The sequence below is a fragment of the Streptomyces sp. CB02923 genome, from assembly GCF_001905005.1.
Taxonomy (GTDB): Bacteria; Actinomycetota; Actinomycetes; order Streptomycetales; family Streptomycetaceae; genus Streptomyces.
Genome location: NZ_LWKZ01000001.1, coordinates 983,575 through 1,005,920, shown reverse-complemented (window position 1 = coordinate 1,005,920; position 22,346 = coordinate 983,575). Strand labels below are relative to the sequence as shown.

23 protein-coding genes are annotated in these 22,346 nt (G+C 73.1%); 10 read left to right on the top strand and 13 right to left on the bottom strand.

All coding sequences use genetic code 11. The features are described 5' to 3' along the window. Nucleotides 1-36 precede the first annotated feature (36 nt). Nucleotides 37-306: a hypothetical protein gene (locus A6A06_RS04255; protein ID WP_073758920.1), complete on the top strand. Its 270-nt coding sequence runs from the start codon at nt 37-39 to the stop codon at nt 304-306. A gap of 150 nt (nt 307-456) precedes the next feature. Here A6A06_RS04255 and A6A06_RS04250 read toward each other — a convergent pair whose 3' ends face one another. Continuing rightward, a complete protein-coding gene (locus A6A06_RS04250) occupies nt 457-663 on the bottom strand; it encodes a PspC domain-containing protein (protein ID WP_073758918.1) in 207 nt (68 codons plus the stop codon). Between the two features lie 49 nt (nt 664-712). Beyond that, nucleotides 713-1,198 (bottom strand): VanZ family protein, encoded by a 486-nt coding sequence (locus tag A6A06_RS04245; RefSeq protein ID WP_073758916.1) that lies wholly within the window; start codon nt 1,196-1,198, stop codon nt 713-715. Between the two features lie 365 nt (nt 1,199-1,563). Here A6A06_RS04245 and A6A06_RS04240 point away from each other — a divergent pair, with 365 nt between their 5' ends. Further along, on the top strand, nt 1,564-1,908 hold the full coding sequence (locus A6A06_RS04240; protein ID WP_073758914.1) for a DUF4333 domain-containing protein: 345 nt from the start codon (nt 1,564-1,566) through the stop codon (nt 1,906-1,908). 65 nt (nt 1,909-1,973) lie between these two features. On the opposite strand, the gene A6A06_RS04235 is transcribed toward A6A06_RS04240, so the two are convergent. The 3 genes from A6A06_RS04235 to afsQ1 are packed head-to-tail and all read right to left on the bottom strand — an operon-like array spanning nt 1,974 to nt 5,037. Beyond that, complete coding sequence (locus A6A06_RS04235; protein ID WP_242440551.1) at nt 1,974-2,633, bottom strand: hypothetical protein; 660 nt, start codon at nt 2,631-2,633, stop codon at nt 1,974-1,976. Next, nucleotides 2,630-4,462 carry an ATP-binding protein gene (locus tag A6A06_RS04230; protein ID WP_443333707.1) on the bottom strand — a complete coding sequence of 611 codons (1,833 nt, stop codon included), beginning with the start codon at nt 4,460-4,462 and terminating at the stop codon, nt 2,630-2,632. Before A6A06_RS04230 ends, A6A06_RS04235 begins: the two co-directional genes overlap by 4 nt. Then, nucleotides 4,360-5,037, bottom strand: a complete 678-nt coding sequence (afsQ1, locus tag A6A06_RS04225) for a two-component system response regulator AfsQ1 (RefSeq protein WP_004571966.1) — start codon at nt 5,035-5,037, stop codon at nt 4,360-4,362. The genes A6A06_RS04230 and afsQ1 overlap by 103 nt, the downstream gene beginning before the upstream one ends. Nucleotides 5,038-5,218: 181 nt before the next feature. Between afsQ1 and A6A06_RS04220 the strand changes: the two genes are divergently transcribed. After that, nucleotides 5,219-6,019: a SigE family RNA polymerase sigma factor gene (locus A6A06_RS04220; protein WP_073758912.1), complete on the top strand. Its 801-nt coding sequence runs from the start codon at nt 5,219-5,221 to the stop codon at nt 6,017-6,019. Nucleotides 6,020-6,225: 206 nt separating this feature from the next. Here the strand turns inward: A6A06_RS04220 and A6A06_RS04215 are convergent, their stop codons facing one another. Then, a complete protein-coding gene (locus A6A06_RS04215) occupies nt 6,226-6,918 on the bottom strand; it encodes a uridine kinase family protein (RefSeq protein ID WP_073758910.1) in 693 nt (230 codons plus the stop codon). 139 nt (nt 6,919-7,057) lie between these two features. Between A6A06_RS04215 and A6A06_RS04210 the strand changes: the two genes are divergently transcribed. Further along, complete coding sequence (locus A6A06_RS04210) at nt 7,058-7,456, top strand: hypothetical protein (RefSeq protein ID WP_073758908.1); 399 nt, start codon at nt 7,058-7,060, stop codon at nt 7,454-7,456. Between the two features lie 103 nt (nt 7,457-7,559). On the opposite strand, the gene A6A06_RS04205 is transcribed toward A6A06_RS04210, so the two are convergent. From A6A06_RS04205 to deoC, 3 genes are read right to left on the bottom strand one after another with little or no spacing between them, the layout of a single operon-like run. After that, nucleotides 7,560-8,462, bottom strand: coding sequence for an aldehyde dehydrogenase family protein (locus A6A06_RS04205; RefSeq protein WP_073758905.1), 903 nt, complete (start codon nt 8,460-8,462; stop codon nt 7,560-7,562). After that, entirely contained in the window at nt 8,455-9,891 is a 1,437-nt protein-coding gene (locus tag A6A06_RS04200; protein ID WP_073758903.1) for an aldehyde dehydrogenase family protein, read from the bottom strand. Before A6A06_RS04200 ends, A6A06_RS04205 begins: the two co-directional genes overlap by 8 nt. A gap of 4 nt (nt 9,892-9,895) precedes the next feature. Further along, on the bottom strand, nt 9,896-10,891 hold the full coding sequence (deoC, locus tag A6A06_RS04195; RefSeq protein WP_199930715.1) for a deoxyribose-phosphate aldolase: 996 nt from the start codon (nt 10,889-10,891) through the stop codon (nt 9,896-9,898). A gap of 286 nt (nt 10,892-11,177) precedes the next feature. Here deoC and A6A06_RS04190 point away from each other — a divergent pair, with 286 nt between their 5' ends. From A6A06_RS04190 to A6A06_RS04175, 4 genes are all read left to right on the top strand, one after another. Continuing rightward, nucleotides 11,178-11,825 carry a hypothetical protein gene (locus A6A06_RS04190; RefSeq protein ID WP_073758899.1) on the top strand — a complete coding sequence of 216 codons (648 nt, stop codon included), beginning with the start codon at nt 11,178-11,180 and terminating at the stop codon, nt 11,823-11,825. Nucleotides 11,826-12,131: 306 nt separating this feature from the next. Further along, nucleotides 12,132-13,253, top strand: a complete 1,122-nt coding sequence (locus tag A6A06_RS04185) for a hypothetical protein (protein ID WP_073758897.1) — start codon at nt 12,132-12,134, stop codon at nt 13,251-13,253. Beyond that, nucleotides 13,250-13,897: a class F sortase gene (locus A6A06_RS04180; protein WP_073759790.1), complete on the top strand. Its 648-nt coding sequence runs from the start codon at nt 13,250-13,252 to the stop codon at nt 13,895-13,897. Before A6A06_RS04185 ends, A6A06_RS04180 begins: the two co-directional genes overlap by 4 nt. An 81-nt stretch (nt 13,898-13,978) precedes the next feature. Next, on the top strand, nt 13,979-14,614 hold the full coding sequence (locus A6A06_RS04175) for a PH domain-containing protein (protein ID WP_073758895.1): 636 nt from the start codon (nt 13,979-13,981) through the stop codon (nt 14,612-14,614). A 68-nt stretch (nt 14,615-14,682) separates the two neighbouring features. Here the strand turns inward: A6A06_RS04175 and A6A06_RS04170 are convergent, their stop codons facing one another. From A6A06_RS04170 to A6A06_RS04155, 4 genes are all read right to left on the bottom strand, one after another. After that, the gene (locus tag A6A06_RS04170) at nt 14,683-16,017 is read right to left on the bottom strand and encodes a hypothetical protein (RefSeq protein ID WP_073758893.1); all 1,335 of its coding nucleotides are present in this window, start codon (nt 16,015-16,017) and stop codon (nt 14,683-14,685) included. A gap of 201 nt (nt 16,018-16,218) precedes the next feature. Beyond that, nucleotides 16,219-17,892: a phospho-sugar mutase gene (locus tag A6A06_RS04165; protein ID WP_073758891.1), complete on the bottom strand. Its 1,674-nt coding sequence runs from the start codon at nt 17,890-17,892 to the stop codon at nt 16,219-16,221. Between the two features lie 189 nt (nt 17,893-18,081). Continuing rightward, nucleotides 18,082-18,903 carry a purine-nucleoside phosphorylase gene (locus tag A6A06_RS04160; protein ID WP_073758889.1) on the bottom strand — a complete coding sequence of 274 codons (822 nt, stop codon included), beginning with the start codon at nt 18,901-18,903 and terminating at the stop codon, nt 18,082-18,084. Between the two features lie 124 nt (nt 18,904-19,027). Next, nucleotides 19,028-19,465, bottom strand: coding sequence for a gamma-glutamylcyclotransferase (locus tag A6A06_RS04155; protein WP_030017478.1), 438 nt, complete (start codon nt 19,463-19,465; stop codon nt 19,028-19,030). A gap of 96 nt (nt 19,466-19,561) precedes the next feature. On the opposite strand from A6A06_RS04155, the gene A6A06_RS04150 reads away from it, so the two are divergent. Beyond that, on the top strand, nt 19,562-21,007 hold the full coding sequence (locus A6A06_RS04150; RefSeq protein ID WP_073758887.1) for an NAD(P)H-quinone dehydrogenase: 1,446 nt from the start codon (nt 19,562-19,564) through the stop codon (nt 21,005-21,007). Nucleotides 21,008-21,290: 283 nt separating this feature from the next. After that, nucleotides 21,291-22,271: a DeoR/GlpR family DNA-binding transcription regulator gene (locus A6A06_RS04145; protein ID WP_073758885.1), complete on the top strand. Its 981-nt coding sequence runs from the start codon at nt 21,291-21,293 to the stop codon at nt 22,269-22,271. The last annotated feature ends 75 nt before the right edge of the window (nt 22,272-22,346 follow it).

The window sequence follows — 22,346 nt, the reverse complement described above, 5'->3', positions numbered from 1 at the left end:
GGTCCGGTCGAACTCCCATCACAAGGATGTATTTCCATGAAGCAGGGAACCATCAGGACCCTCGGTGTCGCCGCGCTCGGTGTGGCCTTCGCCGCCTCGGCGGCCGGTACCGCCTCCGCCACCGCGACGGCCGACACCGTGCCGGTCGACGTCGCGGGGACGCTGCAGAGCCTGCCCGACACGGCGACCGCCGAGGGCGCCACCGGCGACCACGGCGCCAGCCCCAGTCTGAAGGCCAACAACAAGGGCAACCTGCTCGGCGGCCTGCCCGCCGGCGGCCTCACCAAGGCCCTGCCCATCGGCTGAGGCCCGTCGGCCGGACCCGTCGGCCGGAACCCGTCCCGGAGCGGGACATGGCCGTGCCCCGGTCCGTACACGAAGTACGGACCGGGGCACGGCCATGTCGTGTGTGCGGACGCCCGGGTGCGGGCGCGGGGGCGTGGTGCCTTCCGGCGGCTACCAGCTGGTGCTGCGGGCCTTGTCCTCCGACGGTATGAACAGCCACAGGCCCAGGTAGAGCAGGAACTGCGGGCCGGGCAGCAGACACGAGAGCACGAAGATCACGCGCATCGTGGCGGGCGAGGTGCCGAAGCGCCGCGCCAGTCCCGCGCACACTCCGGCGATCATCCTGTTGTTGCGGGGGCGGACCAGTGCGGCGGCCATGGATCTCGACTCCTTCTCGACCGGGTACGGGGCTGAATGCCCCGATGTCTCAAAGGTAGGTCCGGGAGCCCGACAGGGCGTCGGCCTGCGGTGCGATGTGAACCCTGGCCCTGGTGGGGGGCGGCCGCACAGGAGTGTCCTCCCTGCGGCGGAGCCGGGACCGCAACCCTGGTACGACCAGGAGGTGCGCCAGTACGACCCCGGTCGTGTTCAGCAGCACCATGTCCACATCGGGCACCCGGCCGGGCACCCCGGCCTGCAGCAGCTCGATGGCCAGCGAGATCATCGCGGCGGTGAAGACCGTACGCGTCAGGGAACCCAGCGGAGAAACGTTCAGGCGCCCGGCTGCCATCGGCAGCAGGATGCCCAGCGGCGCCAGCAGCAGCACCCCGCCCCCGAGACCCTGCACGGCCTCCCACGGACCGTGCGCCAGCTCCGCGCGGATCGTCGTCAGCGGCCGGAAGTTCGCGGCGGGCACCCAGGGAACCGTACGGGGGCGCAGCGTCAGCCAGCCGACGATCAGCAGATGCGCCACGAGGAGAACGGCTCCCGCGGCGCGTATACGGAGGACGGCGCTGTCGCCGCGGCCAAGACCCTGCACACAGGCCAGGACGCGCCGACCGGCGGCTGTGGTTCCGTAAGAGCCCGCGTCCGGAACCCGGCCGGGCGTCCGCCGCACAACTGCCGCCGCCGGAACGGAACCCGTCCCACCGGTTCCTGCGTCAACCTCGTTGATCCCTCATGCACCTCATTGCCCTTGGGCCTCCCTCGTTTCACCGACGAGGCCACCGGCCGGCTCACAGCCGCCCACCGGACGAGGCGGCAGGAGCGGGTGAGGGCGAACGGGAGAGGGAGAGCAGCCGGGAAGGACCGGCCGGAACGGGAATCGGGGAACACCGAATGAAGCGCATCATCATCGCCCTGGCCGTGGTCGTCGTACTGGCGGCCGGGGCGGGGATCGCCGTGGTCATGAACACGGACAACGGCGGGGCGGTCCTCACCGCGAGCGGAGCGGACCACACGGTCTCGCGCGCGGTGGTGGAGAAGCAGGCCAAGGACCACCCCTACCGCGACGAGAAGCCGGACTCGGTGAGCTGCGCCGGCGGGCTGCAGGCGAAGAACGGGGAGAGCGTGCAGTGCACCGCCGTCTACAAGGGCAAGAGCAGGCCGATGACGATCTCCGTGTCCGGAGTGGACGGCGACGAGGTGACCGTCGACTTCGCCGTGCTGGAAAACAGCGAGTAACGGCCCGTACCGCCGGGAGCCCGTACCGCCGGGCCGGTGCCTACGGAGCGGCGGGCAGCCCGGCGTTACGGGACGTCCGAGCCGGTGCTCAGCACACTGTCCGGATGGGCGCGCACCTCGGCCGAGCAGGGGTACCGCTGCGGGCGGCTGTCGCCGGGCCCGCCGAGCACCGCGGCGTGCGTACGGTCCAGTGCCGTGCTCTCGCCGAACGTGCACACGATCTGGGCCAGCGCGAAGGACGGCAGGTCCTCCGGCCGCGCACTCAGCCGCAGCGTGCCCGCGGGATCGCCCGCGCGCGGACCGGACAGCTCCAGGTCCTCGGGGACCGCCGTACTGAAACCGGCCTGCTCCTCGACGGGCCCCGGCTGCTGCTGGAGCTGGTCCAGCAGGGCGCGGGCCGTCTGGAGACGGCCCGCGGGCTGCTGCTTCGGGTACGTCGCGGTCCGCTCCACCGGCGCCAGCGCCGAGCTGCACTCCAGGTAGACCGTGACCCGCGAGCCGTCGGGCAGGGCCGGGGCCACCGAGCCCGCAGGAACCTTGCAGCTGACCCGGGAGGGCGCGCCCCCGGCGTCCACCGGCACGGACGTCCCGCGGATACCGCAGCTCGCGAGGGCCGGCACGAGGGCGCCCAGGGCCACGGCCGCCAGCGCGGCGGCCCGGCGCCGGGGCGTGAGCGTACGGGGACGGGTACGGGGCGTGGGCCGGGTACGGGTGCGCCGCGTCATCGGCCGTCACCGCCTTCCGTGCCGGAGCCCGCATCCCTGCCGGTGCCGTTGTCCCGGCCGGTGCCGGTGTCCGTCGCCGCGCCCGGGGCCGTGCCCGCGTCCCCCCGCGCCTCGCCGTGGCCGCGGCCCCGGTCCTCGCCGGGCTCCTCGTCCGGCCCGTCCTCCGCCGTGCCCGAGGTGCCCACCGGCAGCCGCAGGGTGAAGACCGCGCCGCCCTCCGCCGAGTTCGCGGCCGTGATCTCACCGCCGTGGATGTGCGCGTTCTCCAGGGCGATCGACAGGCCCAGGCCGCTGCCCTCCGACCGCGGCCGGGACGCGCTCGCCTTGTAGAAGCGGTCGAAGACGTGCGGCAGGACCTCCTGCGGGATGCCGGGCCCGTGGTCGCGTACCCGGATGAGCAGGTCCTCGCCGTCCGGCGTGGCCTCGGTGCGGACCGACACCCGGACCGGCGAGCCGCCGTGCTTGAGGGCGTTGCCGATGAGGTTGGCGAGGATGACGTCGAGGCGGCGCGGGTCCAGGCGGGCCACGATGCCGCGCTCGGCGTCCAGCTCGACCGCGTCCAGCCAGGCCCGCGCGTCGATGCACGCGGTCACCTGGTCCGCGACGTCCACCTCGTCCTGCACCAGGCGCGCCGTCCCGGCGTCGAAGCGGGTGACCTCCATCAGGTTCTCCACCAGGTCGTTCAGCCGCCGGGTCTCGCTGACCACGAGCTTCACCGCGGGCGCGATCATCGGGTCGAGGGAGTCCTCCTCTTCCTCCAGCACCTCGGTGACCGCCGTGATCGCCGTCAGCGGCGTGCGCAGCTCGTGCGACATGTCGGCGACGAAGCGGCGCGAGGACGCCTCGCGGCCGCTCAGCTCCTCGACCCGCAGCTCCAGGCGTTCGGCCGTCCGGTTGAAGGTGCGCGAGAGGTCGGCGAGTTCGTCGGTGCCGGTCACCCGCAGCCGGGTGTCCAGCCGCCCCTCGCCCAGCTGCCGGGCCGCGTGGCCCAGGCGCTGCACGGGCCGCAGCACGGTGGTCGCGGCGGCCTGCGCGAGCAGCGCCGAGCCGACCAGCGCCAGCGCGGTGGCGATCCCCAGCGACCAGGCCAGCGAGTTGAGGTCCTGCCGCTCGGTGGCGAGCGACTTGAGCATGTAGCCGGTGGGGCCGCCGCCGTTCATCCGGGCCCCGGCGACGAGGTACGGGGTCTCGTGCAGCTCCTTGCGCTGCCAGTACATGTGGTACGGGACGCGGTTGCCCTCGTCCAGCGACCGCTTCTCGTTGACCGCCGTCTGAAGAGCCCGGGGCACCATCGGGAGCGTGAAGAGGTCCTTGTCGGTGGACGCGACGCACTGCTTGCCCTCGCTGCCCTGCGTGACCAGCAGGACGGCGTAGTTCTGCGGCCCGCCCGCCATCTGCCGGGCAGCGTCGTCCAGCTCCGCGCACCGCGGGCGCAGCGGCAGCGAACGGGTGCTGTCCTCCAGCGACTTGCGGAAGTCGTTGAGGGCGGAGTTCTGGGTGCGGTCCAGCACGGTGTTGCGGTTGAGCCAGTACGCGATGCCGGAGGCGGAGACCGCCGCGGTCAGCGCGACCAGCGCGAAGACGAAGACCAGCCGCAGCCGCAGACTGGTCCAGCGCAGCAGGCCGAGCGCCCGCACGCACCGCCGGGCGAAGGAGGAGGGCCGCTCCGGCGCGCCCTCGCCGTCACCGGCCGCTTCGGCGCCCGTACGGCCCGCCGCGTCCTGTGTCACTGCGGGGTGTCCAGCCGGTAGCCGACACCGCGGACCGTACGGATCAGGGTCGGCGAGGACGGCACGTCCTCCACCTTCGCGCGCAGCCGCTGCACACACGCGTCCACCAGGCGCGAGTCACCCAGGTAGTCGTGCTCCCACACCAGCCGCAGCAGCTGCTGCCGGGACAGCGCCTGCCCGGGGCGGCGGCTCAGCTCCAGCAGCAAGCGCAGCTCGGTGGGTGTCAGTTGCAGGTCCTCGCCGTTCTTGGTGACGGTCATGGCCGAGCGGTCGATGACCAGGGAACCGAATGTCGCCGCGTCGTTGGACTCGCGCTCCCCGCGCCGCAGCACGGCCCTGATCCGGGCGTCCAGCACCCGCCCCTGCACCGGCTTGACCACGTAGTCGTCCGCGCCGGACTCCAGCCCGACCACCACGTCGATGTCGTCGTTGCGCGCGGTCAGCAGGATGATGGGCAACTGGTCCGTACGCCTGATCCGCCGGCACACCTCGAAACCGTCGATGCCCGGCAGCATCACGTCCAGCACGATCAGGTCCGGGCGCTGCTCGCGCAGCAGTTTCAGGCCGTCCTCGCCCGTCGCCGCGGTCACCACACGGTGACCTTGGCGCGACAGGGAGAGTTCGAGGGCCGTGCGGATGGCGTCGTCGTCCTCGATCAGCAACAGGAAAGGCACACCGGCCATTCTGGCCCATGGGGGACCAGGACTTCGACCTGCACGGTGTCCGGGCGGTGTCCACGCCCCGACCCTCCCGCTGTGACAGGGCTGTGACAGACGGCAGACAGCGTCATGAAACTGCTCCGGCAGGCTTTTCCTCATCACGAACCAAGCAGGGTCTACCGAACGGGGGCGCGCGATGAACACACTGCACAGCACCACTACCAGCGCAGTCATCACGCGTCTGCACGATGTCGGGCGGACCGCCGAGAAGTCCGGTGCCGTGGGCGGGCGGGGGTGCGCTCGCGGCACCGGACGTCATCGCATCCCTTACATGGTCGCGATCGACGCGATGACGCAGCACGACGGGGGACACGGGGGGACCGACGGGGGGAACGGCGGTTCCGCCGGGGGGCCGGCGTACAAGGAAGGCACGGGGGAACGGCGCACCGCGTCGCAGGCGGGAGAAACGGGGGACGCCGCCGCGGCGTTCACCGCCTACGTCCAGGAGCGCCGCGCTTCCCTGTACGCCACCGCCTACCACCTGACCGGTGACCGCTTCGAGGCCGAGGACCTGCTGCAGAGCGCGCTGTTCTCGACCTACCGGGCGTGGGACCGGATCAGCGACAAGGCGGCGCTGGGCGGCTACCTGCGCCGCACGATGACCAACCTGCACATCAGCGCGTGGCGCCGCCGCAAGCTGAACGAGTACCCGACCGAGGAGCTGCCGGAGACGGTCGGTGACGCGGACGCGATGCGCGGCACGGAGCTGCGCGCGGTGCTGTGGCAGGCGCTGGCCCGGCTGCCCGAGACGCAGCGCACGATGCTGGTGCTGCGGTACTACGAGGGCCGCACGGACCCGGAGATCGCGGACATCCTCGACATCAGTGTCGGCACGGTGAAGTCCAGCATCTGGCGCTCGCTGCGCCGGCTGCGCGAGGACGAGGTCCTCAGCTTCGGCCGTGACGAGCAGGAGTCCTTCGGCGAGCTGGTGGCCTGAGGGCGGGGAAAGCGGGGGGAACCGAGGGGGGACACGGGGGAAACGAGGAGCGGGTTCGGCCGGCCGGGGGGTACGGCGCGAATCCGCTCCTTTGCCGTGCGGGGCCGTTCCTTCGCGGTGCGGCCCCGCTCCTTCGCCGTGCGGGGCCGTTCCTTCGTCGTGCGGACCCGCGACGCGCGAGCCCGCACCGTACGGACCTGCGCCGTTCAGGCGCAGACTTCCCTGGGGGTCGCCGAGGCCGGTGCGCCCTCGGTGCCCTGCACTTCCTGAGCGGCCTGCGCACCCGCGTTCCGCGCCGCGGCGATCCGCGCCAGCGCCTCCGGCTTCGCGCACGGATGGGCGCCCAGCGCGGCGTGCCGGGCGACGATCGCGCGTTCGGCGCGCAGCAGGCGCAGACCGCGCCGCAGCAGGTACGGGACCGGCTTGCGGCCCTCGCGCAGGTCGCGGGCCAGCCGCCGCCGGAAGGTCGTGGCGGGGCGGCCGCGCAGGCACAGCGCGTCGGCCAGCAGGCCCGCCGTACGGCACTGCTCGACGATGTCCGCGGCGAAGATGCCCTCCGCGACGAACAGGGGCGCCTCGCCCCGTTCCAGAACCGTTTCGCCGGTCCGTGCGCTCGCGGCGATGTCGTACACCGGTACGGCCGTACGTCCCGTACGGCACAGTTCCTCGATCGCGGCGACGGCGGCGGTGGCGTCCCACGACAGCGGTGAGTCCCAGTCGGCGCCGCCGCCGTCGGGAAGCGGCGGCAGCGTCGGGTCCGTGGCCTCCTTGTAGAAGTCGTCGAGGTTGAGCACGGGCAGGCCACTGCGGGCGGCGAGGGACGACTTGCCGGAGCCGGAGGGGCCGGTCAGCAGGACGACCCGGGCGGCGGGCGGCCGGGCGGCGGTGTGGGAGCTCACGGGGAGCCATTGTCGCGCATTGGGCCGAGAGGGTTACCCGGCGCGCCCGCACTGGAATGCCCCGGCACCACTCAACTACGCTAAGCGATCGTTCGATTACTCAAATGTCGTCACGTCACGACACACAGGCAGGTGGCACATGGCCTCATACGCTCATCTCCGGCACCGGCGCCGCGTACCGCGTTCGGTGGTGCGCGTCGGGCTGGCGCTCTCGGCGGCCGGCGCCGCCCTCGCGGCGGCCGGTACGGCGCCGGCGGCCGCGACCGCCCCCGAGCACGACAACCGCGCGGCCCAGACGGCCCAGGCCCTGACCGATGCGCTGGGGCATGCCCTGGCGGGCAGTATCGGCCCCGTCAAGAAGCTCAAGCTGGATCCGCTGGCCGGGACCGCGGCGGACCCGCTGACCAACAAGATCGGCACGCAGATCGCCGACTTCAAGCCGCTGACCACGGGCATCGTCACGGACCCGATCGCGGGCGGCGCCGCGCTGCAGGACCTGCCGCTGGTGGGCAAGGTCGTGGGTCTGCTGCCCGGTTGAGGGCGGCGGGCACCGGGCGGACAGCGGACCGCCCGCCCTCGTGGACGGACGAGGGCGGGCGGAGGCGTGTCACCGCGGGCGCGGACGCCCGCGGGCCGGGGGGTCAGACCCCCATCGGGTGCCAGACGGTCTTCGTCTCCAGGAAGGCCAGCAGCCGTTCCGTGCCGGGGTCGGCGGTCCAGTCGGCGACGCCGTCCACAGCCTGTGGACGCAGCACGCGCTTGAGGTTGTCGGCCGCGGCCGTCTCCAGCGCCTTGACCAGCTCCGCGTCGGCCGCGGCGCCCGCCAGGTCGATCGCGTTGACGTCCTGGTGCGCGGCGAGCGGTCCGCCCAGCTCGTTGACGCGGCCGGACAGCACGTTGACCACACCGCCCGGCAGGTCGGAGGTGGCCAGCACCTCACCCAGCGACAGCGCGGGCAGCGGCGACTTCTCGCTCGTGACGACCACGACCGTGTTGCCGGTGACGATCGCCGGGGCGATCACCGAGACCAGGCCGAGGAAGGACGACTCCTGCGGCGCCAGCACGGCGACCACGCCGGTCGGCTCCGGGGAGGACAGGTTGAAGTACGGCCCGGCGACCGGGTTCGCGGAGCCCGCGATCTGGGCGACCTTGTCGGACCAGCCCGCGTACCAGACCCAGCGGTCGATCGCCGCGTCCACCTGCGCCGCGGCCTTGGCCTTCGGCAGGCCCTCGGCGTCGGCGACCTCCGCGGCGAACTGCTCGCGGCGGCCCTCCAGCATCTCGGCGACGCGGTAGAGGATCTGGCCGCGGTTGTACGCGGTCGCGCCGGACCAGCCGCCGAACGCCTTGCGGGCCGCGACGACCGCGTCCCGGGCGTCCTTGCGGGACGACAGGGGCGCGTTGGCGAGCCACTTGCCCTTGCCCGCCGCGGCAGCGGCTGATGTCGCTGTGGTCACCTCGTACACCCGTCCGCTCTCGGACCGGGGGAACTTGCCCCCGACGTACAGCTTGTAGGTCTTGAGAACGCTCAAGCGATCAGACATTGAGGTACGCCTCCAGACCGTGCCGGCCGCCCTCGCGGCCGAAGCCCGACTCCTTGTAGCCGCCGAACGGCGAGGCCGGGTCGAACTTGTTGAACGTGTTGGACCAGACGATGCCCGCCCGGAGCTTGCTCGCCATCCACAGGATGCGCGAGCCCTTCTCCGACCAGACGCCCGCCGACAGGCCGTAGGGGGTGTTGTTGGCCTTGGCGACCGCCTCTTCCGGCGTACGGAAGGTGAGCACCGACAGCACCGGCCCGAAGATCTCCTCCTGGGCGATCCGGTGGGCCTGGGTGACGCCGGTGAACAGCGTCGGCGCGAACCAGTAGCCCGCGTCGGGCAGTTCGCAGGCCGGGGCCCAGCGCTCGGCGCCCTCGGCCTCGCCCGCGTCGGCCAGCGCCTTGATGCGGGCCAGCTGCTCGGCGGAGTTGATGGCGCCGATGTCGGTGTTCTTGTCGAGCGGGTCGCCGACGCGCAGCGTGCCCATCCGGCGCTTGAGCGCGTCCAGCAGCTCGTCCTGCACGGACTCCTGCACCAGCAGGCGCGAGCCCGCGCAGCAGACGTGGCCCTGGTTGAAGAAGATGCCGTTGACGATGCCCTCGACGGCCTGGTCGATGGGCGCGTCGTCGAAGACGATGTTCGCGGCCTTGCCGCCCAGCTCCAGGGTGAGCTTCTTGTCCGTACCGGCGACGGTACGGGCGATGGCCTTGCCGACCTCGGTCGAGCCGGTGAACGCGACCTTGTTGATGTCGGGGTGCGCGACCAGCTCGGCGCCGGTCGAGCCGTCACCGGTCAGGATGTTGACGACACCCTTGGGCAGGCCCGCCTGGCGGCAGATGTCCGCGAAGAACAGCGCGGACAGCGGCGTGGTCTCGGCGGGCTTGAGGACGACGGTGTTGCCGCAGGCCAGCGCCGGGGCGATCTTCCACGCCAGCATCAGCAGCGGGAAGTTCCACGGGATGACCTGGCCGGCCACGCCGAGCGGCTTCGGGTCGGCGCCGTAGCCCGCGTGGCCCAGCTTGTCGGCCCAGCCGGCGTAGTAGAAGAAGTGCGCGGCGACCAGCGGCAGGTCCGAGTCGCGGGACTCGCGGATCGGCTTGCCGTTGTCCAGCGACTCCAGGACGGCCAGCTCGCGGGAGCGCTCCTGGATGATCCGGGCGATACGGAAGAGGTACTTGGCGCGCTCGGCGCCGGGCAGTGCCGACCACTTCTCGAACGCCTTGCGGGCGGCCTTGACGGCGCGGTCCACGTCCTCGGAGCCCGCCTGCGCGACCTCGGAGAGGACCTCCTCGTTCGCGGGCGAGACGGTCTTGAAGGCCTTGCCGCCCGCGGCCTCGGTGAACTCGCCGTCGATGAACAGGCCGTAGGACGGCGCGATGTCGACGACGGCGCGCGACTCGGGCGCCGGTGCGTATGCAAAAGCTGAGCTCATCGGTTCAGTCCACCGTGACGTAGTCGGGGCCGGAGTAGCGGCCGGTGCCGAGCTTCTGGCGCTGCATCAGCAGGTCGTTGAGCAGGCTGGAGGCGCCGAAGCGGAACCAGTCCGCGGTCAGCCACTCCTCGCCCAGCGTCTCGTTGACCATGACCAGGTACTTCATGGCGTCCTTGGTCGTACGGATGCCGCCGGCCGGCTTCACACCGACCTGTACCCCGGTCGTGGCGTGGAAGTCGCGGACGGCCTCCAGCATCAGCAGGGTCACCGGCGGGGTGGCGTTGACGGCCACCTTGCCCGTCGAGGTCTTGATGAAGTCGGCGCCCGCGAGCATCGCGAGCCAGGAGACCCGGCGCACGTTGTCGTACGTCTGGAGCTCGCCGGTCTCGAAGATCACCTTCAGGTGGGCGGACGAGCCGTCCTCGCGGCGGCACGCCTCCTTGACCTGCTTGATCTCCTCGAAGACGGACAGGTAACGGCCGGACAGGAAGGCGCCGCGGTCGATCACCATGTCGATCTCGTCGGCGCCGGCCGCGACCGCGTCACGGGTGTCGGCCAGCTTGACGGGCAGCGCGGCCCGCCCCGCCGGGAAGGCGGTGGCGACGGAGGCGACGTGGATGCCGGAGCCGGTCAGGGCCTCCTTGGCCGTCGCCACCATGTCGGGGTAGACGCAGATCGCGGCGACCTTGGGGGTGCCGCCGTCGGTGGGGTCGGGGTGGATCCCCTTGGCGCACAGGGCCCGGACCTTGCCCGGGGTGTCCGCTCCTTCGAGCGTCGTCAGGTCGATCATCGAGATGGCGAGATCGATGGCGTACGCCTTCGCCGTGGTCTTGATCGAGCGGGTGCCGAGGGTCGCGGCGCGGGCCTGGAGGCCGACCGCGTCGACGCCCGGGAGGCCGTGCAGGAAGCGGCGCAGCGCACCGTCGGAAGCGGTCACGTCCGCCATCGACGCCAGACGCCCCGCGGCTTCCTTGCCGTATGCGGGAACAGTGGTGGGCATGGTCACGAGGGGAGCATATCTACGCGCGTAGCTGCATGTCACCCCCCGGCGGGCGGGCGATGATGGCGACGGTGGGAACAATTCCAGTTTTTCTGGCGACGTCCGGTCGATACCGGGCGTACGCCTTCCCGCGCCGCAGCCGTTACACGACGGGGATCCGCCGGTCACAGGCCGTCCGTACGGTATGTCCCACCGCCAGACCTCACGGCCCCACACGTCCGGGAGGCGGCATGCGAAGTCTTCGCTCATCCAGTCCGGCACGACCAGCCAGCGATGGAGTTCCCGCATGTCCGCTTTGGTTCCTCACCACCGCACGGTCCTGCGCGCCGCGGCGGCCTGCGCCGCCGTGACCGCCGTCGTCCTCGGGGCGGCCTCCGGGGCGTTCGCCGCGAGCCCGGCGGCAGGCACCGCCCGGCACACGGTCACCACGACGATCCCGTCGGCACTCCCCGCCGAGGGCGCGCACGCCGTCCACCGGGACGCGGGCGGCGGCACCTACGTCCGTACGGTGAAGCTGGCGGACGGCGTCTCCGTCGCCAAGATCTACCGGGTGGGCCCCGGCCACTACCGCGCCGAGGGCTTCGCCGACGGCTACTCGTTCGGCTCCATCGAGGCGACCCCGGCCCGGCCCTACGCGGCCGGCAACCTCAACGGGATGATCACCGCGCTGTCCTCGAAGGGCGAACTGGTCTCCTGGATCGTCAAGGTCAGCCCCAGTGGCCCGCACAACGAAACGCTCGCCGACGGGAAGACCGTCGCCCGGGTGACCCGGGCGGGCAGCGACGGCTACCGGGCGGTCCTCGTCGACGGCATGGGGCACACCCTCGCCACGATGGAGGCCGGCGGGGCGACGGTCCGCTCGGCGGTCAAGACCGGATCCCTGTGGGCCGTTCTGGAGGGCGACGGCAGCATCACCTCGCACGTGGCGCGCTGAGTTTCCGGGCACCCCCGCGCCGCTCGGAGCGACACGCCGAAGGCGCGCCGGCCGATGAGCAGTTCGAGCGGGTCGCCGGTTTCCGGCGGCCCGCTCCCCACGTGCGGGGGAAGCGCTCTGTAACAGGTGCGCGGGGGAGTGATGAGCTTCTGTGCTGCAGCCGTTACACAACGGCGGACGGGCTGTCACGGCAGTCCCCTACCTTCGATAATGCCGCACCGCACCGCAGCACTTTCCGGCCTTCCGAACGAAGGGCGGCGGATGTGGTCTCGTCGCCGAACGACCGACCATCCCACGGGGGTCCCCATGACCGCACAGTCCGCCCGCCGCACGCTGCGCGCCGCCGTCGCGTCCGCCGCGCTGGGGGCCGCCGTCCTCGCTCCCGTCTCCGGTGCCTTCGCCGCCACGCCCGGCGCGCCCGGCGCGGCCGCTCCCGCCGCGAGCTCCGCCGCCGCGCGGCCCGCCGCCGACGGCACCGGCCGCTACGAGGGACAGCCGGTCGCCATCGGCAACGGCATGGTGGCCGTGCTGCGCAACGTGCCCTCCGCGGGCGGCCCGGAGGCGTGGATCCGCTACGTCGGCCCCCAGTGGAAGCCGGGCGACTGGTACCTGGTCCGGGTGCTCGGCCTGCTCGACCGCGAGCACCCGACCGCGCACCTCAAGGGTCTGTCCCTGCGGCTGACCGGTGTTTCGGGCACGTCGCCGAAGCTGCGTGTCAGCGGTGGCACCGGTGGCGCGAAGAGCTACGCGCTGCCGAAGGCGGCCGCGCCCGCCACCGGCGGCAAGGTGACCGGCACGGGCGGCAGACACCAGGCCGGGCAGACGGCCGCGCACCGCCCCGGCAACGGCACCGCCTCCGGCAGCCGCAAGAGCTGCACCGTCACCCGCCGCGTGGCCATCGGCGGCGGCACCCTCGCCGTACTGACCCGCGGCCCCCAGGGCCCCGGAGCGTCGTTCGAGGACGGTCCGGGCAACGCGGTGCCGGGCACCTCCCTCGACCGTACGCACCCGTCCCTCGCCCGCTTCGGCGCGAAGATCATCGACCCGTACGGCGCCCGCCCCAAGCTCCGCTTCACGATGCAGGGCGCCAGCTACCCGCCCGGCACCGCCAACTTCCCCGCCCTGCCCCGGGGCTGCGCCCCCGCCGCGCAGCCCGGCAAGGGCGGCGCGGCCGACGGCCCGCACGGTGCCAAGGCGGCGGGCAGCAGGACCACGGGCGGCGTCGGCGCGCAGGCCGCACCGACCGGCAGCCAGACCAAGGTGCTGCCCAAGGGCGCCGTGGCCGCCGGTTACGACGTCGCGGACGTCGCGGAGGAGCCGGACACCACCCCGCTGTTCACCGCGGGCGGCGCGTTCGCCGCGGCCGGTGCCGCGGGCGTCGTCTTCGCGGTGCGCCGCCGCCGGCAGTCCGAGGGCGCGGGGTGCTGAGCCGACGCCCTCACCGGCGTCTGCGCGACCGCCTGCTGACGGCGGCCTGTCTGCTCCTCCTCGTGGGCGGCGGCGTGCTGATCACCCAAGGGGTCCTGGACAGCGGCGCCTCCGGCGTGGCGCCGCCCGTCCACGTCGCGAACACCGGAGCCCCCGCCGCGGGCCCCCGCGCGAAGGCCCCGGCCGCCCTGCCCGCCGCCAGGCCCGTACGCGTACGCATACCGGCCGCGGGCGTGGACACCGGCCCGGTCCTCGGCCTGGGGCTCGCCTCCGACGGCACGGTCCAGGTGCCGTCCGTGGCGCAGGCCGACCGGATCGGCTGGTACGACCAGGGCGTCACCCCCGGCGAGACCGGCCCCGCCGTCCTCATCGGGCACTACGACACCGTCGACGGCCCCGCCGTACTCCGCGACGTCGGCCGCATCGGACCCGGCGACCGGATCTACGTCGACCGGGCCGACGGGCGGACCGCGGTCTTCGCCGTCCGGGAGCTCCAGCAGGTGGACAAGAAGGCGTTCCCCACCCAGCGGGTCTACGGCGACACCGACCGGCCCGAGCTGCGCCTGGTGACCTGCGGCGGCGGCCTGGTGAACGGCCACCGGCCGGACAACATCGTGGTCTACGCCGACCTGGTGGCGGCCTGAGTCCGGGCCGCGGGGACCGGGTGTGCGAATGATGCCGTAACGCAATGTCCGGGTTCCGGACGCTCAGGCAGAATCGGCAGCATGACTTCGGAACAGCCCTCCACGCCGCAGGAGCAGTACGCGGACCGCAGCTACCGCTCGCCCGCGGCCCTCGCCGGCGGGGTGCTGCTCCTCGCGCTGGCCGCCTGGCTGGGCGGCGACGCGCTGGTGCGCGGCGCGGCCCACACCCGGCTGACGGCGGTGGCCGGGCTGCTGTTCGTGGTGCCGCTGGTGGTCGCCTTCACGCTGCGCCCGCTGGTGCGGGCGGGCGCGGACCGGCTGGTGGTGCGCAACCCGTTCCGTACGGTCACGCTGCCCTGGGCGGCGGTCGCCGACCTGCGGGCGTCGTTCTCCAGCGAGGTCTTCACGACGGACGGTACGAAGTACCAGCTCTGGTCGATCCCGGTGTCGCTGCGGCAGCGCAAGAAGGCGAACCGGCAGGCGCAGCGCGCCGCGGCCGGCGGCGGCGCGCCGCGTACCTCCTCGGCGGGGTCCCGGACGGAGCCGGCCGTGTCGCGGGCCACCGCCGACCGGTCGCTCGACGAACTGCGGGAGCTCCAGGAGCGGGGCGCCGGGCGGGAGGGCGCGCAGGGCGCTCCGGTGGTGAAGTGGGCGTACGAGGTGATGGCGCCGTGCGTGGTGGGCGCGGTGGCACTGGTGGTGCTCGTCGCCCTGTAGACGCGGTCGGCGCCAGGGCCGTCCCCGCTGTGGCGTCCGTGCCCGGGAGCGGGGCGTGCGGCGGTCCGTCACGGCGGCCCTCCGTACACCAGCGTCATGTACGCGCCGAAGTAGGCCGATCCCAGCGCGGCCGCCGACAGGGACAGGACGGCGACGCGGCGGTGTGCGCGGGCGACGGCCAGCGCCAGGGGGAGCAGCAGCGGGAAACCGGGGAGCAGGAAGCGGGCCCGGGGGAAGAAGACGCCGCCGCTGCCCAGGACGATCAGCAGCAGGACACCGCTGAAGATGAGCAGCGGCAGGGGCTGCCGGTCGCACACGCCCAGCACGAAGAGCGCCACCGACGCGATCAGGACCAGGGCCACCACGACCATGAAGAGCGGCGGGTTCGACAGGTAGACGAACAGGCCGCGCAGCGCACGGAACGTCTCCTTGCCGCCGTCCCACTGATTCGTCCACTGCCGCTGGACCGCGAAATAGCCGTCGGCGCGCCCCAGGCGCAGGCCCACCCATCCGACGTACGCGAGCCAGCCGAGCGGCGCGAGCAGCGCGCCGAGGACGATCCGGCGCACCCGGGCGCGGTCCGGGTCCGGGTTCGCGTGCGGGTCCGGACCCGGGTTCGCGTGCGAGGCCGGGGGCAGCTCCGGCGCGGTGCCTGGCGCGGGATCCGGCGCGTACGCCGGAGCGGGCAGTGGAGCGGGCGCGGGGACGGCGGCACGGCGCAGGCGCCACAGGGCGACGGCGGCGCTGCCGCAGACCGCGGCGACGAGCGCGAGGCCGGTGGGGCGGGTGAGCCCGGCGAGCAGGCAGAGCGCGCCGGCCGAGACCCAGCGGCCGCTGAGCACGGCATACAGGGACCAGGCCACCAGCGCCGTGAACAGCGACTCCGTATAGCCCATCCACTGGACGGCGGCGACCGGCGTGGCACCCCACAGCACGGCCAGCACGGTGCCGGTCCGCGCCCCGTGCAGCCGCTCGCCCACCGCGAAGATCCCCCAGGCGGCCAGCAGCGCACAGCCGCCCGCGACGACCAGCCCGACGGACGCGCGGGAGCCCGGCGTCACCCACGCGACGGCCTTCACCAGCACCGGGTACAGCGGGAAGAAGGCGAGGTTGCTCTCGTTGAGGCCGTGCTCGTCGAACGCGTAGGCGTAGCCGTGGTCCGCGATGCCCAGGTACCAGCGGGAATCCCACTGGTTGGCGAGCAGCGGCCACACACCGTGGTGCTGGAGGTGCGCCCACTTCATCAGCACGAGGATGCCCAGCAGCCGTACGGCGGTGTAGCCGAGCAGCGCCGGCCCGGCGCGGCGCAGCAGGTTCCGGGCCGCTCGTGCGGCGGAGCCGCGGGAGGCGGGGTCCGCCGCCGGTGCGGCGGTGGCGGCCGTGCTGGGCGCGGTCGGGAACACTGCGGCAACTCCGGGGTGGGCCGGGCAGGTTGTCGGACCAGACCAGCGTGTCCCGGAGCGGGGGCGGCCGTGGGGGCGCGTTCCGGCAGGTGCAGTACGGCTGTCACTCGTACGGGGGGAAAGGGTCGGGCCCCGGAACTCTGCGGTTCCGGGGCCCGTCGTACGTGACAGCCGTACGTGACAGCCGTGTGCGCGGCCGGATCAGATGCCGGCTGCCGCCGACAGGTCCGCCTTGAGCGCGCCGAGCACCTCGTCGGCCTTGGCGCGCGCCGCGCCCAGCCCCTGGGCGTCCGCGACCGGCACCACGACCTCCAGGTAGCACTTCAGCTTGGGCTCGGTACCGCTCGGACGGACCACCACCCGGCCGCCCTCGACGCCGTCCTGCTCCGAGCCCGCGAGGTAGTAGCGCAGGCCGTCGGTGGGCGGCAGCGTCTCCGTCCCCTGGGAGAGGTCGTCGGAGGACGACACGGCCAGCCCCGCCAGCGTGGCGGGCGGCTGCTCGCGCAGCCGCCGCATCGCCGAGGCGATCAGCGACAGGTCCTCGACGCGGACCGACAGCTGGTCGGTGGCGTGCAGGCCGAACTCCAGCGCCAGGTCGTCCAGCAGGTCCGGCAGCGTGCGGCCGGACTGCTTCAGCTCGGCCGCCAGCTCGGTGATCAGCAGGGCGGCGGTGATGCCGTCCTTGTCCCGGACGCCGTCGGGGTCGACGCAGTAGCCCAGCGCCTCCTCGTACGCGTACCGCAGGCCGTCCACGCGGGCCAGCCACTTGAAGCCGGTCAGCGTCTCCTCGTACGGCAGCGCGGCCGCGGCGGCGATCCGCGACATCAGCGAGGACGACACGATCGTGGTGGCGAAGGTGCCGGACGCCTGCTTGCCGACCAGGTGCGCGGCCAGCAGCGCGCCCACCTCGTCACCGCGCAGCATCCGCCAGCCGTCCTTGGTACCGGGGGCCGGTACGGCGACGGCGCAGCGGTCCGCGTCGGGGTCGTTGGCGACGATGATGTCCGGGCCGACGGAGCGGGCGGTCGCGAAGGACAGGTCCATCGCGCCGGGCTCCTCCGGGTTGGGGAAGGCCACGGTCGGGAAGTCCGGGTCCGGCTCCGCCTGCTCGGCGACCACGGTCGGCGCCGGGAAACCGGCCCGCGCGAACGCGGCCACCAGCACGTCACGGCCGACGCCGTGCATCGGCGTGTAGACCACCTGCGTGTCGCGCGGCGAGCCCGGGGTGAGCACCGCGTCCGTCCGCTCCAGGTACGCCTGGAGCACGTCCTCGCCCAGCACCTCCCAGCCCTCCGCGGGCCGCGGCACGTCGTCGAGCGACCCCACCGCCGCGATCCGGTCGGCGATCAGGCCGTCCGCGGGCGGCACGATCTGCGACCCGTCGCCCAGGTAGACCTTGTAGCCGTTGTCGCGCGGCGGGTTGTGGCTGGCGGTGACCTCGACACCCGCGACGGCGCCCAGGTGCCGTATGGCGAAGGCGAGGACGGGGGTGGGCAGCGGGCGCGGCAGCACCGCGGCGCGCAGTCCCGCACCGACCATCACGGCCGCGGTGTCCCGCGCGAAGTCCGCGCTCTTGTAGCGGGCGTCGTACCCGACGACGACCAGGCCGCCCTCCTGCCCCTGGTCCTTCAGGTACGCGGCCAGCCCGGCAGCCGCCCGGATGACGACGGCGCGGTTCATCCGCATCGGACCGGCGCCCAGCTCACCGCGGAGCCCGGCGGTGCCGAACTGCAGGGTGCCCGCGAACCGGGCCGACAGCTCGTCCAGGTCCTCGGCGTCGATGAGCTTGCCCAGCTCTTCGCGGGTTTCGAGGTCGGGGTCCTCGGCCAGCCATGTCTTCGCCCGGCTGATCAGCTCCGCGGGATCGGTTGCCACGTGATGCTCCTGCCTCTGGTTGCGGTGGTGGAGGAAGCGCTCGGCGCGTAACGCTTACCCATTGCGCGCGACTGTTCGACCGGCGGGCGCGCGGGCACCGGCCGCGCGCGCCCCGCCGGGAACACGTACGGGGCGTCCGCGAACGCCCCGTACGTGTGTCCTGCTGTGTTCCTGCTGTCCTGCTGCTGCTCAGAGCTTGCCGAGCACCTGGGCGAGCAGGTTGCCCATGCGGGTCGCGGAGTCGCGCCCGGCCTGCAGGACCTCTTCGTGGTTGAGCGGCTCGCCGGTCATGCCCGCGGCGAGGTTCGTCACCAGGGACAGTCCGAGCACCTCGGCGCCGGCCTCGCGGGCGGCGATGGCCTCCAGGACGGTGGACATGCCGACCAGGTCCGCGCCCAGGGTGCGGAGCATCTTGATCTCGGCCGGGGTCTCGTAGTGCGGGCCGGGGAGCTGGGCGTACACGCCCTCCTCCAGCGACGCGTCGACCTCCTTGCACAGCGCGCGCAGCCGCTGCGAGTACAGGTCGGTCAGATCGACGAAGCGGGCGCCGACGATCGGGGAGGTGGCGGTCATGTTCAGGTGGTCGCCGATGAGGACCGGCTGGCCGGGGCTCATGCCGTCGCGCAGGCCGCCGCACCCGTTGGTGAGCACCACGGTCTTGCAGCCGGCGGCGACGGCGGTCCGCACGCCGTGCACGACGGGGGCCACGCCGCGGCCCTCGTAGTAGTGCGTACGGCCGAGGAAGACCAGGGCCCGCTTCTCGCCCAGCTTGTACGAGCGGACCTTGCCGCCGTGGCCCTCGACGGCGGGCGCCGGGAAGCCGGGCAGCTCGGTGACCGGGAATTCGTGCTCGGGCGCGCCCAGGGCCTCGGCGGCCGGGGCCCAGCCGGAGCCCATCACCAGGGCGACGTCGTGGGTCTCGGCGCCGGTCAGCTCGCGCAGGCGGGCGGCGGCGTCGGCGGCGGCGCCCTGCGGGTCGCTCGCGATGTCCGGGGTAACAGATGCGTTCACGCGGACGAGGGTAGCCGGTAAATGCCTACGCGCGTAGATGTCCTCGCCGACGGCATCACGCGGATCTGTTCGTAGATCTCTACGAGACGGCGCGGGCCCGGGTGGCGTCCCGGGCCCGTTTCCGTCAGCAGGGACGCTTGCGCAGTTCCATGACGTAGTCGTGCGGGGCCCCCGCCGACTCCGCCGCGTCGGCGATCTCGCCGAGGTAGCGGGCGGCGGGCAGGCCGCCCTCGTAGCCGTTGAGGACGTACAGCCAGGCGGCCTCGTCGCCGTCGAGGGTGTGGACCCGTACGCGCATCCGGCGGTAGATGTCCATGCCCACGCCCTCCCAGCGGTCCATGGACTCCTCGTCCATGGGCGCGATGTCGTAGAGCGCGACGAAGACCTGTGAGCGGGGGGCCTCGACGATCGTCGGCAGCGCTCCCTCCCAGCCCATCTGTTCCCCGCCGAAGGTGAGCCGCCAGCCGTTGAGCCAGCCGGTGCCGCGCAGCGGCGAGTGCGGAGCGCGGCGGGTCATCAGCCGCGCGTCGAGGTTGCCGGCGTACGCGGCGTAGAGCGACATGGTTCCGAGGGTACGGGAGGTCAGGGGGTGGGCTCGTGGTACGTGAGGTTCGAACGGCGGCCCCCGGGGGGTGACCCGGCGCGGGCGTACGGGACAATGGAGTACGTGACTCGGATCGTGATCATCGGTGGCGGACCCGGCGGATACGAGGCGGCCCTGGTGGGCGCCTCTCTCGGCGCGGAGGTGACCGTCGTCGACTGCGACGGTCTGGGCGGGGCGTCGGTACTGACCGACTGCGTCCCGTCCAAGACCCTCATCGCGACGGCCGAGGTGATGACCACCTTCGACTCGTCGTACGACGAGCTGGGCATCATCGTCGAGGACGACACCCCGCCGGTCGACCGCCCCGCGCGCGTCGTCGGGGTGGACCTCGGCAAGGTCAACCGCCGGGTGAAGCGCCTCGCGCTCGCCCAGTCGCATGACATCACCGCCTCCGTCACCCGTGCGGGTGGCCGGGTGATGCGCGGCCGCGGCCGTCTGGAGCCGGGGCAGTCGCCGGACGGCTCGCGCACGGTCACGGTGACCGCGGCGGACGGTACGGAGGAGACGCTGACCGCGGACGCGGTCCTCGTCTCGACCGGCGCGCACCCGCGCGAGATCCCCGACGCGCTGCCGGACGGCGAGCGCATCCTGAACTGGACGCAGGTCTACGACCTCGACGAGCTGCCGGAAGAGCTGATCGTGGTCGGCTCCGGCGTCACCGGCGCCGAGTTCGCGGGCGCCTACCAGGCGCTCGGTTCCCGCGTCACGCTCGTCTCGTCCCGCGACCGCGTGCTGCCGGGCGAGGACCCGGACGCCGCCGCGGTCCTGGAGGACGTCTTCCGCCGCCGCGGCATGAACGTCATGGCGCGCTCGCGGGCCGCCTCCGCCAAGCGGGTGGGGGACCGTGTCGAGGTCACCCTGTCGGACGGCCGGGTCATCACCGGTACGCACTGCCTGATGGCGGTGGGCTCCATCCCGAACACCGAGGGCATCGGGCTCGAAGAGGCCGGCGTACGGATGAAGGAGTCCGGCCACATCTGGACGGACAAGGTCTCGCGCACCTCGGCCCCCGGCGTCTACGCGGCGGGTGACTGCACCGGCGTCTTCGCGCTGGCCTCCGTCGCGGCGATGCAGGGCCGGATCGCGATGTACCACTTCCTCGGTGACGCGGTCACGCCGCTGAACCTCAAGACCGTCTCCGCGAACGTCTTCACCGACCCGGAGATCGCCACCGTCGGCTACAGCCAGGCGGACGTGGACGCGGGCCGTATAGACGCCCTGGTCGTCAAGCTGCCGCTGCTGCGTAACCCGCGCGCGAAGATGCAGGGCATCCGCGACGGTTTCGTGAAGCTGTTCTGCCGTCCCGGTACGGGCATCGTGGTGGGCGGTGTGGTGGTCTCACCGCGCGCCAGTGAGCTGATCCACCCGATTTCGATCGCGGTCGACAACAACCTGACGGTCGAGCAGATCGCCAGCGCGTTCACGGTCTATCCGTCGCTCTCCGGTTCGATCGCCGAGGTGGCGCGGCAGCTGCACACGCGCAAGATGTCCAGCGAATAGACCGCGGCCAGCCGGATGAACGGTGCCCGCCACGGCCGGCGCGGCGCCCCCGCGGGACGGGGTGCGCCCGCTCGCCGGGCGGGCCGGTTCCGTACCGCCTCCCGCGCCGTCCGCGGCCGTTCTGCGACGGAAGGCGCGCGGCCGGCGCCGGTTCGTGGCAGTGTGGTGTCCCTGAGTGACCGGCCAGCGGCATATACCACGTGCGAGGGTCGGGAACGAACAACTTCCGTTAATTGGTGCAACCTGCTGAAACCAGACGGTCGTTGGCGTTACTGTCAGTTTCGTGTTCGCTGCAGAACGTCGCCAACTGATCCTCGAAATGGTGCGAGCGAACGGAGCGGTGTCGCTCCGTGAGCTCGCCCGCGTCGTCCAGACCTCCGAAGTAACCGTACGGCGGGACGTGCGGGCGCTGGAGGCAGAAGGACTGCTCGACCGCCGGCACGGCGGTGCGGTCTTGCCGGGCGGTTTCGCCCGGGAGTCCGGCTTCCCTCAGAAATCCCATCTATCGACCGCGGAGAAGACGGCCATCGCCGATCTCGCCGCCGGCTTCGTCGAAGAAGGCGAGGCCATCGTGGTCGGCGCCGGTACCACCACGCAGGAGCTGGCCCGCCGGCTCGCGCGGGTGCCCGGTCTGACCGTGGTCACCAACTCTCTCCTGGTCGCCCAGGCGTTGGCCCACGCCAACCGTGTCGAGGTCGTGATGACCGGCGGCACCCTGCGCGGCTCGAACTACGCACTGGTCGGCAGCGGGGCCGAGCAGTCGCTCCAGGGGCTGCGGGTCTCCCGCGCCTTCCTCTCGGGCAGCGGCCTGACCGCCGAGCGCGGCCTGTCCACGTCCAACATGCTCTCCGCGAGCGTGGACCGGGCGCTGGTGCAGGCGGCGGCGGAGGTCGTGGTCCTCGCCGACCACACCAAGCTGGGTACGGACACCATGTTCCAGACGGTGCCCACCGACGTGATCACCCGGCTGGTGACCGACGAGCCGCCGGGCCACGACGACCGGGCCGCCACCGAACTGCAGGCCCTCGCCGACCAGGGCGTGCAGATCGCGGTGGCCGGCGGCCCCGGAGCGGGAGCCGGCCAGCCGGCGCCGGAGGTGGTGGCGGCCGACCGCCGCGGTCCACGCAGGGACGTGCCGCTGCCCGGCCAGCGGCGCAACCTGGCACCGGGCGGCGGCGGTTCCGGGCCCCAGCTGCGCACGGCCGCGCCGATGGCGGAGCCGCCGGGCGGCCGGGTCGCCGACCTGGCACCGCGCCGCCGCTGAAGGGAGCCGGCGCGCTTCGGCCGCGCCGGCCTCCGATCGCTTCGGCCGCGCCGGCCTCCGAGGGGGTGTCCTGTC

Bases quoted from the DNA above. Each gene is read 5' to 3' on its own strand.
- A6A06_RS04220 (WP_073758912.1), top strand. From the start codon at position 5,219: ATGAACACACTGCACAGCACCACTACCAGCGCAGTCATCACGCGTCTG.
- A6A06_RS04175 (WP_073758895.1), top strand. From the start codon at position 13,979: ATGACTTCGGAACAGCCCTCCACGCCGCAGGAGCAGTACGCGGACCGC.
- A6A06_RS04185 (WP_073758897.1), top strand. From the start codon at position 12,132: ATGACCGCACAGTCCGCCCGCCGCACGCTGCGCGCCGCCGTCGCGTCC.
- A6A06_RS04250 (WP_073758918.1), bottom strand. From the start codon at position 663: ATGGCCGCCGCACTGGTCCGCCCCCGCAACAACAGGATGATCGCCGGA.
- A6A06_RS04240 (WP_073758914.1), top strand. From the start codon at position 1,564: ATGAAGCGCATCATCATCGCCCTGGCCGTGGTCGTCGTACTGGCGGCC.
- deoC (WP_199930715.1), bottom strand. From the start codon at position 10,891: ATGCCCACCACTGTTCCCGCATACGGCAAGGAAGCCGCGGGGCGTCTG.
- A6A06_RS04200 (WP_073758903.1), bottom strand. From the start codon at position 9,891: ATGAGCTCAGCTTTTGCATACGCACCGGCGCCCGAGTCGCGCGCCGTC.
- A6A06_RS04210 (WP_073758908.1), top strand. From the start codon at position 7,058: ATGGCCTCATACGCTCATCTCCGGCACCGGCGCCGCGTACCGCGTTCG.
- A6A06_RS04205 (WP_073758905.1), bottom strand. From the start codon at position 8,462: ATGTCTGATCGCTTGAGCGTTCTCAAGACCTACAAGCTGTACGTCGGG.
- A6A06_RS04155 (WP_030017478.1), bottom strand. From the start codon at position 19,465: ATGTCGCTCTACGCCGCGTACGCCGGCAACCTCGACGCGCGGCTGATG.
- A6A06_RS04190 (WP_073758899.1), top strand. From the start codon at position 11,178: ATGTCCGCTTTGGTTCCTCACCACCGCACGGTCCTGCGCGCCGCGGCG.
- A6A06_RS04150 (WP_073758887.1), top strand. From the start codon at position 19,562: ATGGAGTACGTGACTCGGATCGTGATCATCGGTGGCGGACCCGGCGGA.
- A6A06_RS04235 (WP_242440551.1), bottom strand. From the start codon at position 2,633: ATGACGCGGCGCACCCGTACCCGGCCCACGCCCCGTACCCGTCCCCGT.
- A6A06_RS04255 (WP_073758920.1), top strand. From the start codon at position 37: ATGAAGCAGGGAACCATCAGGACCCTCGGTGTCGCCGCGCTCGGTGTG.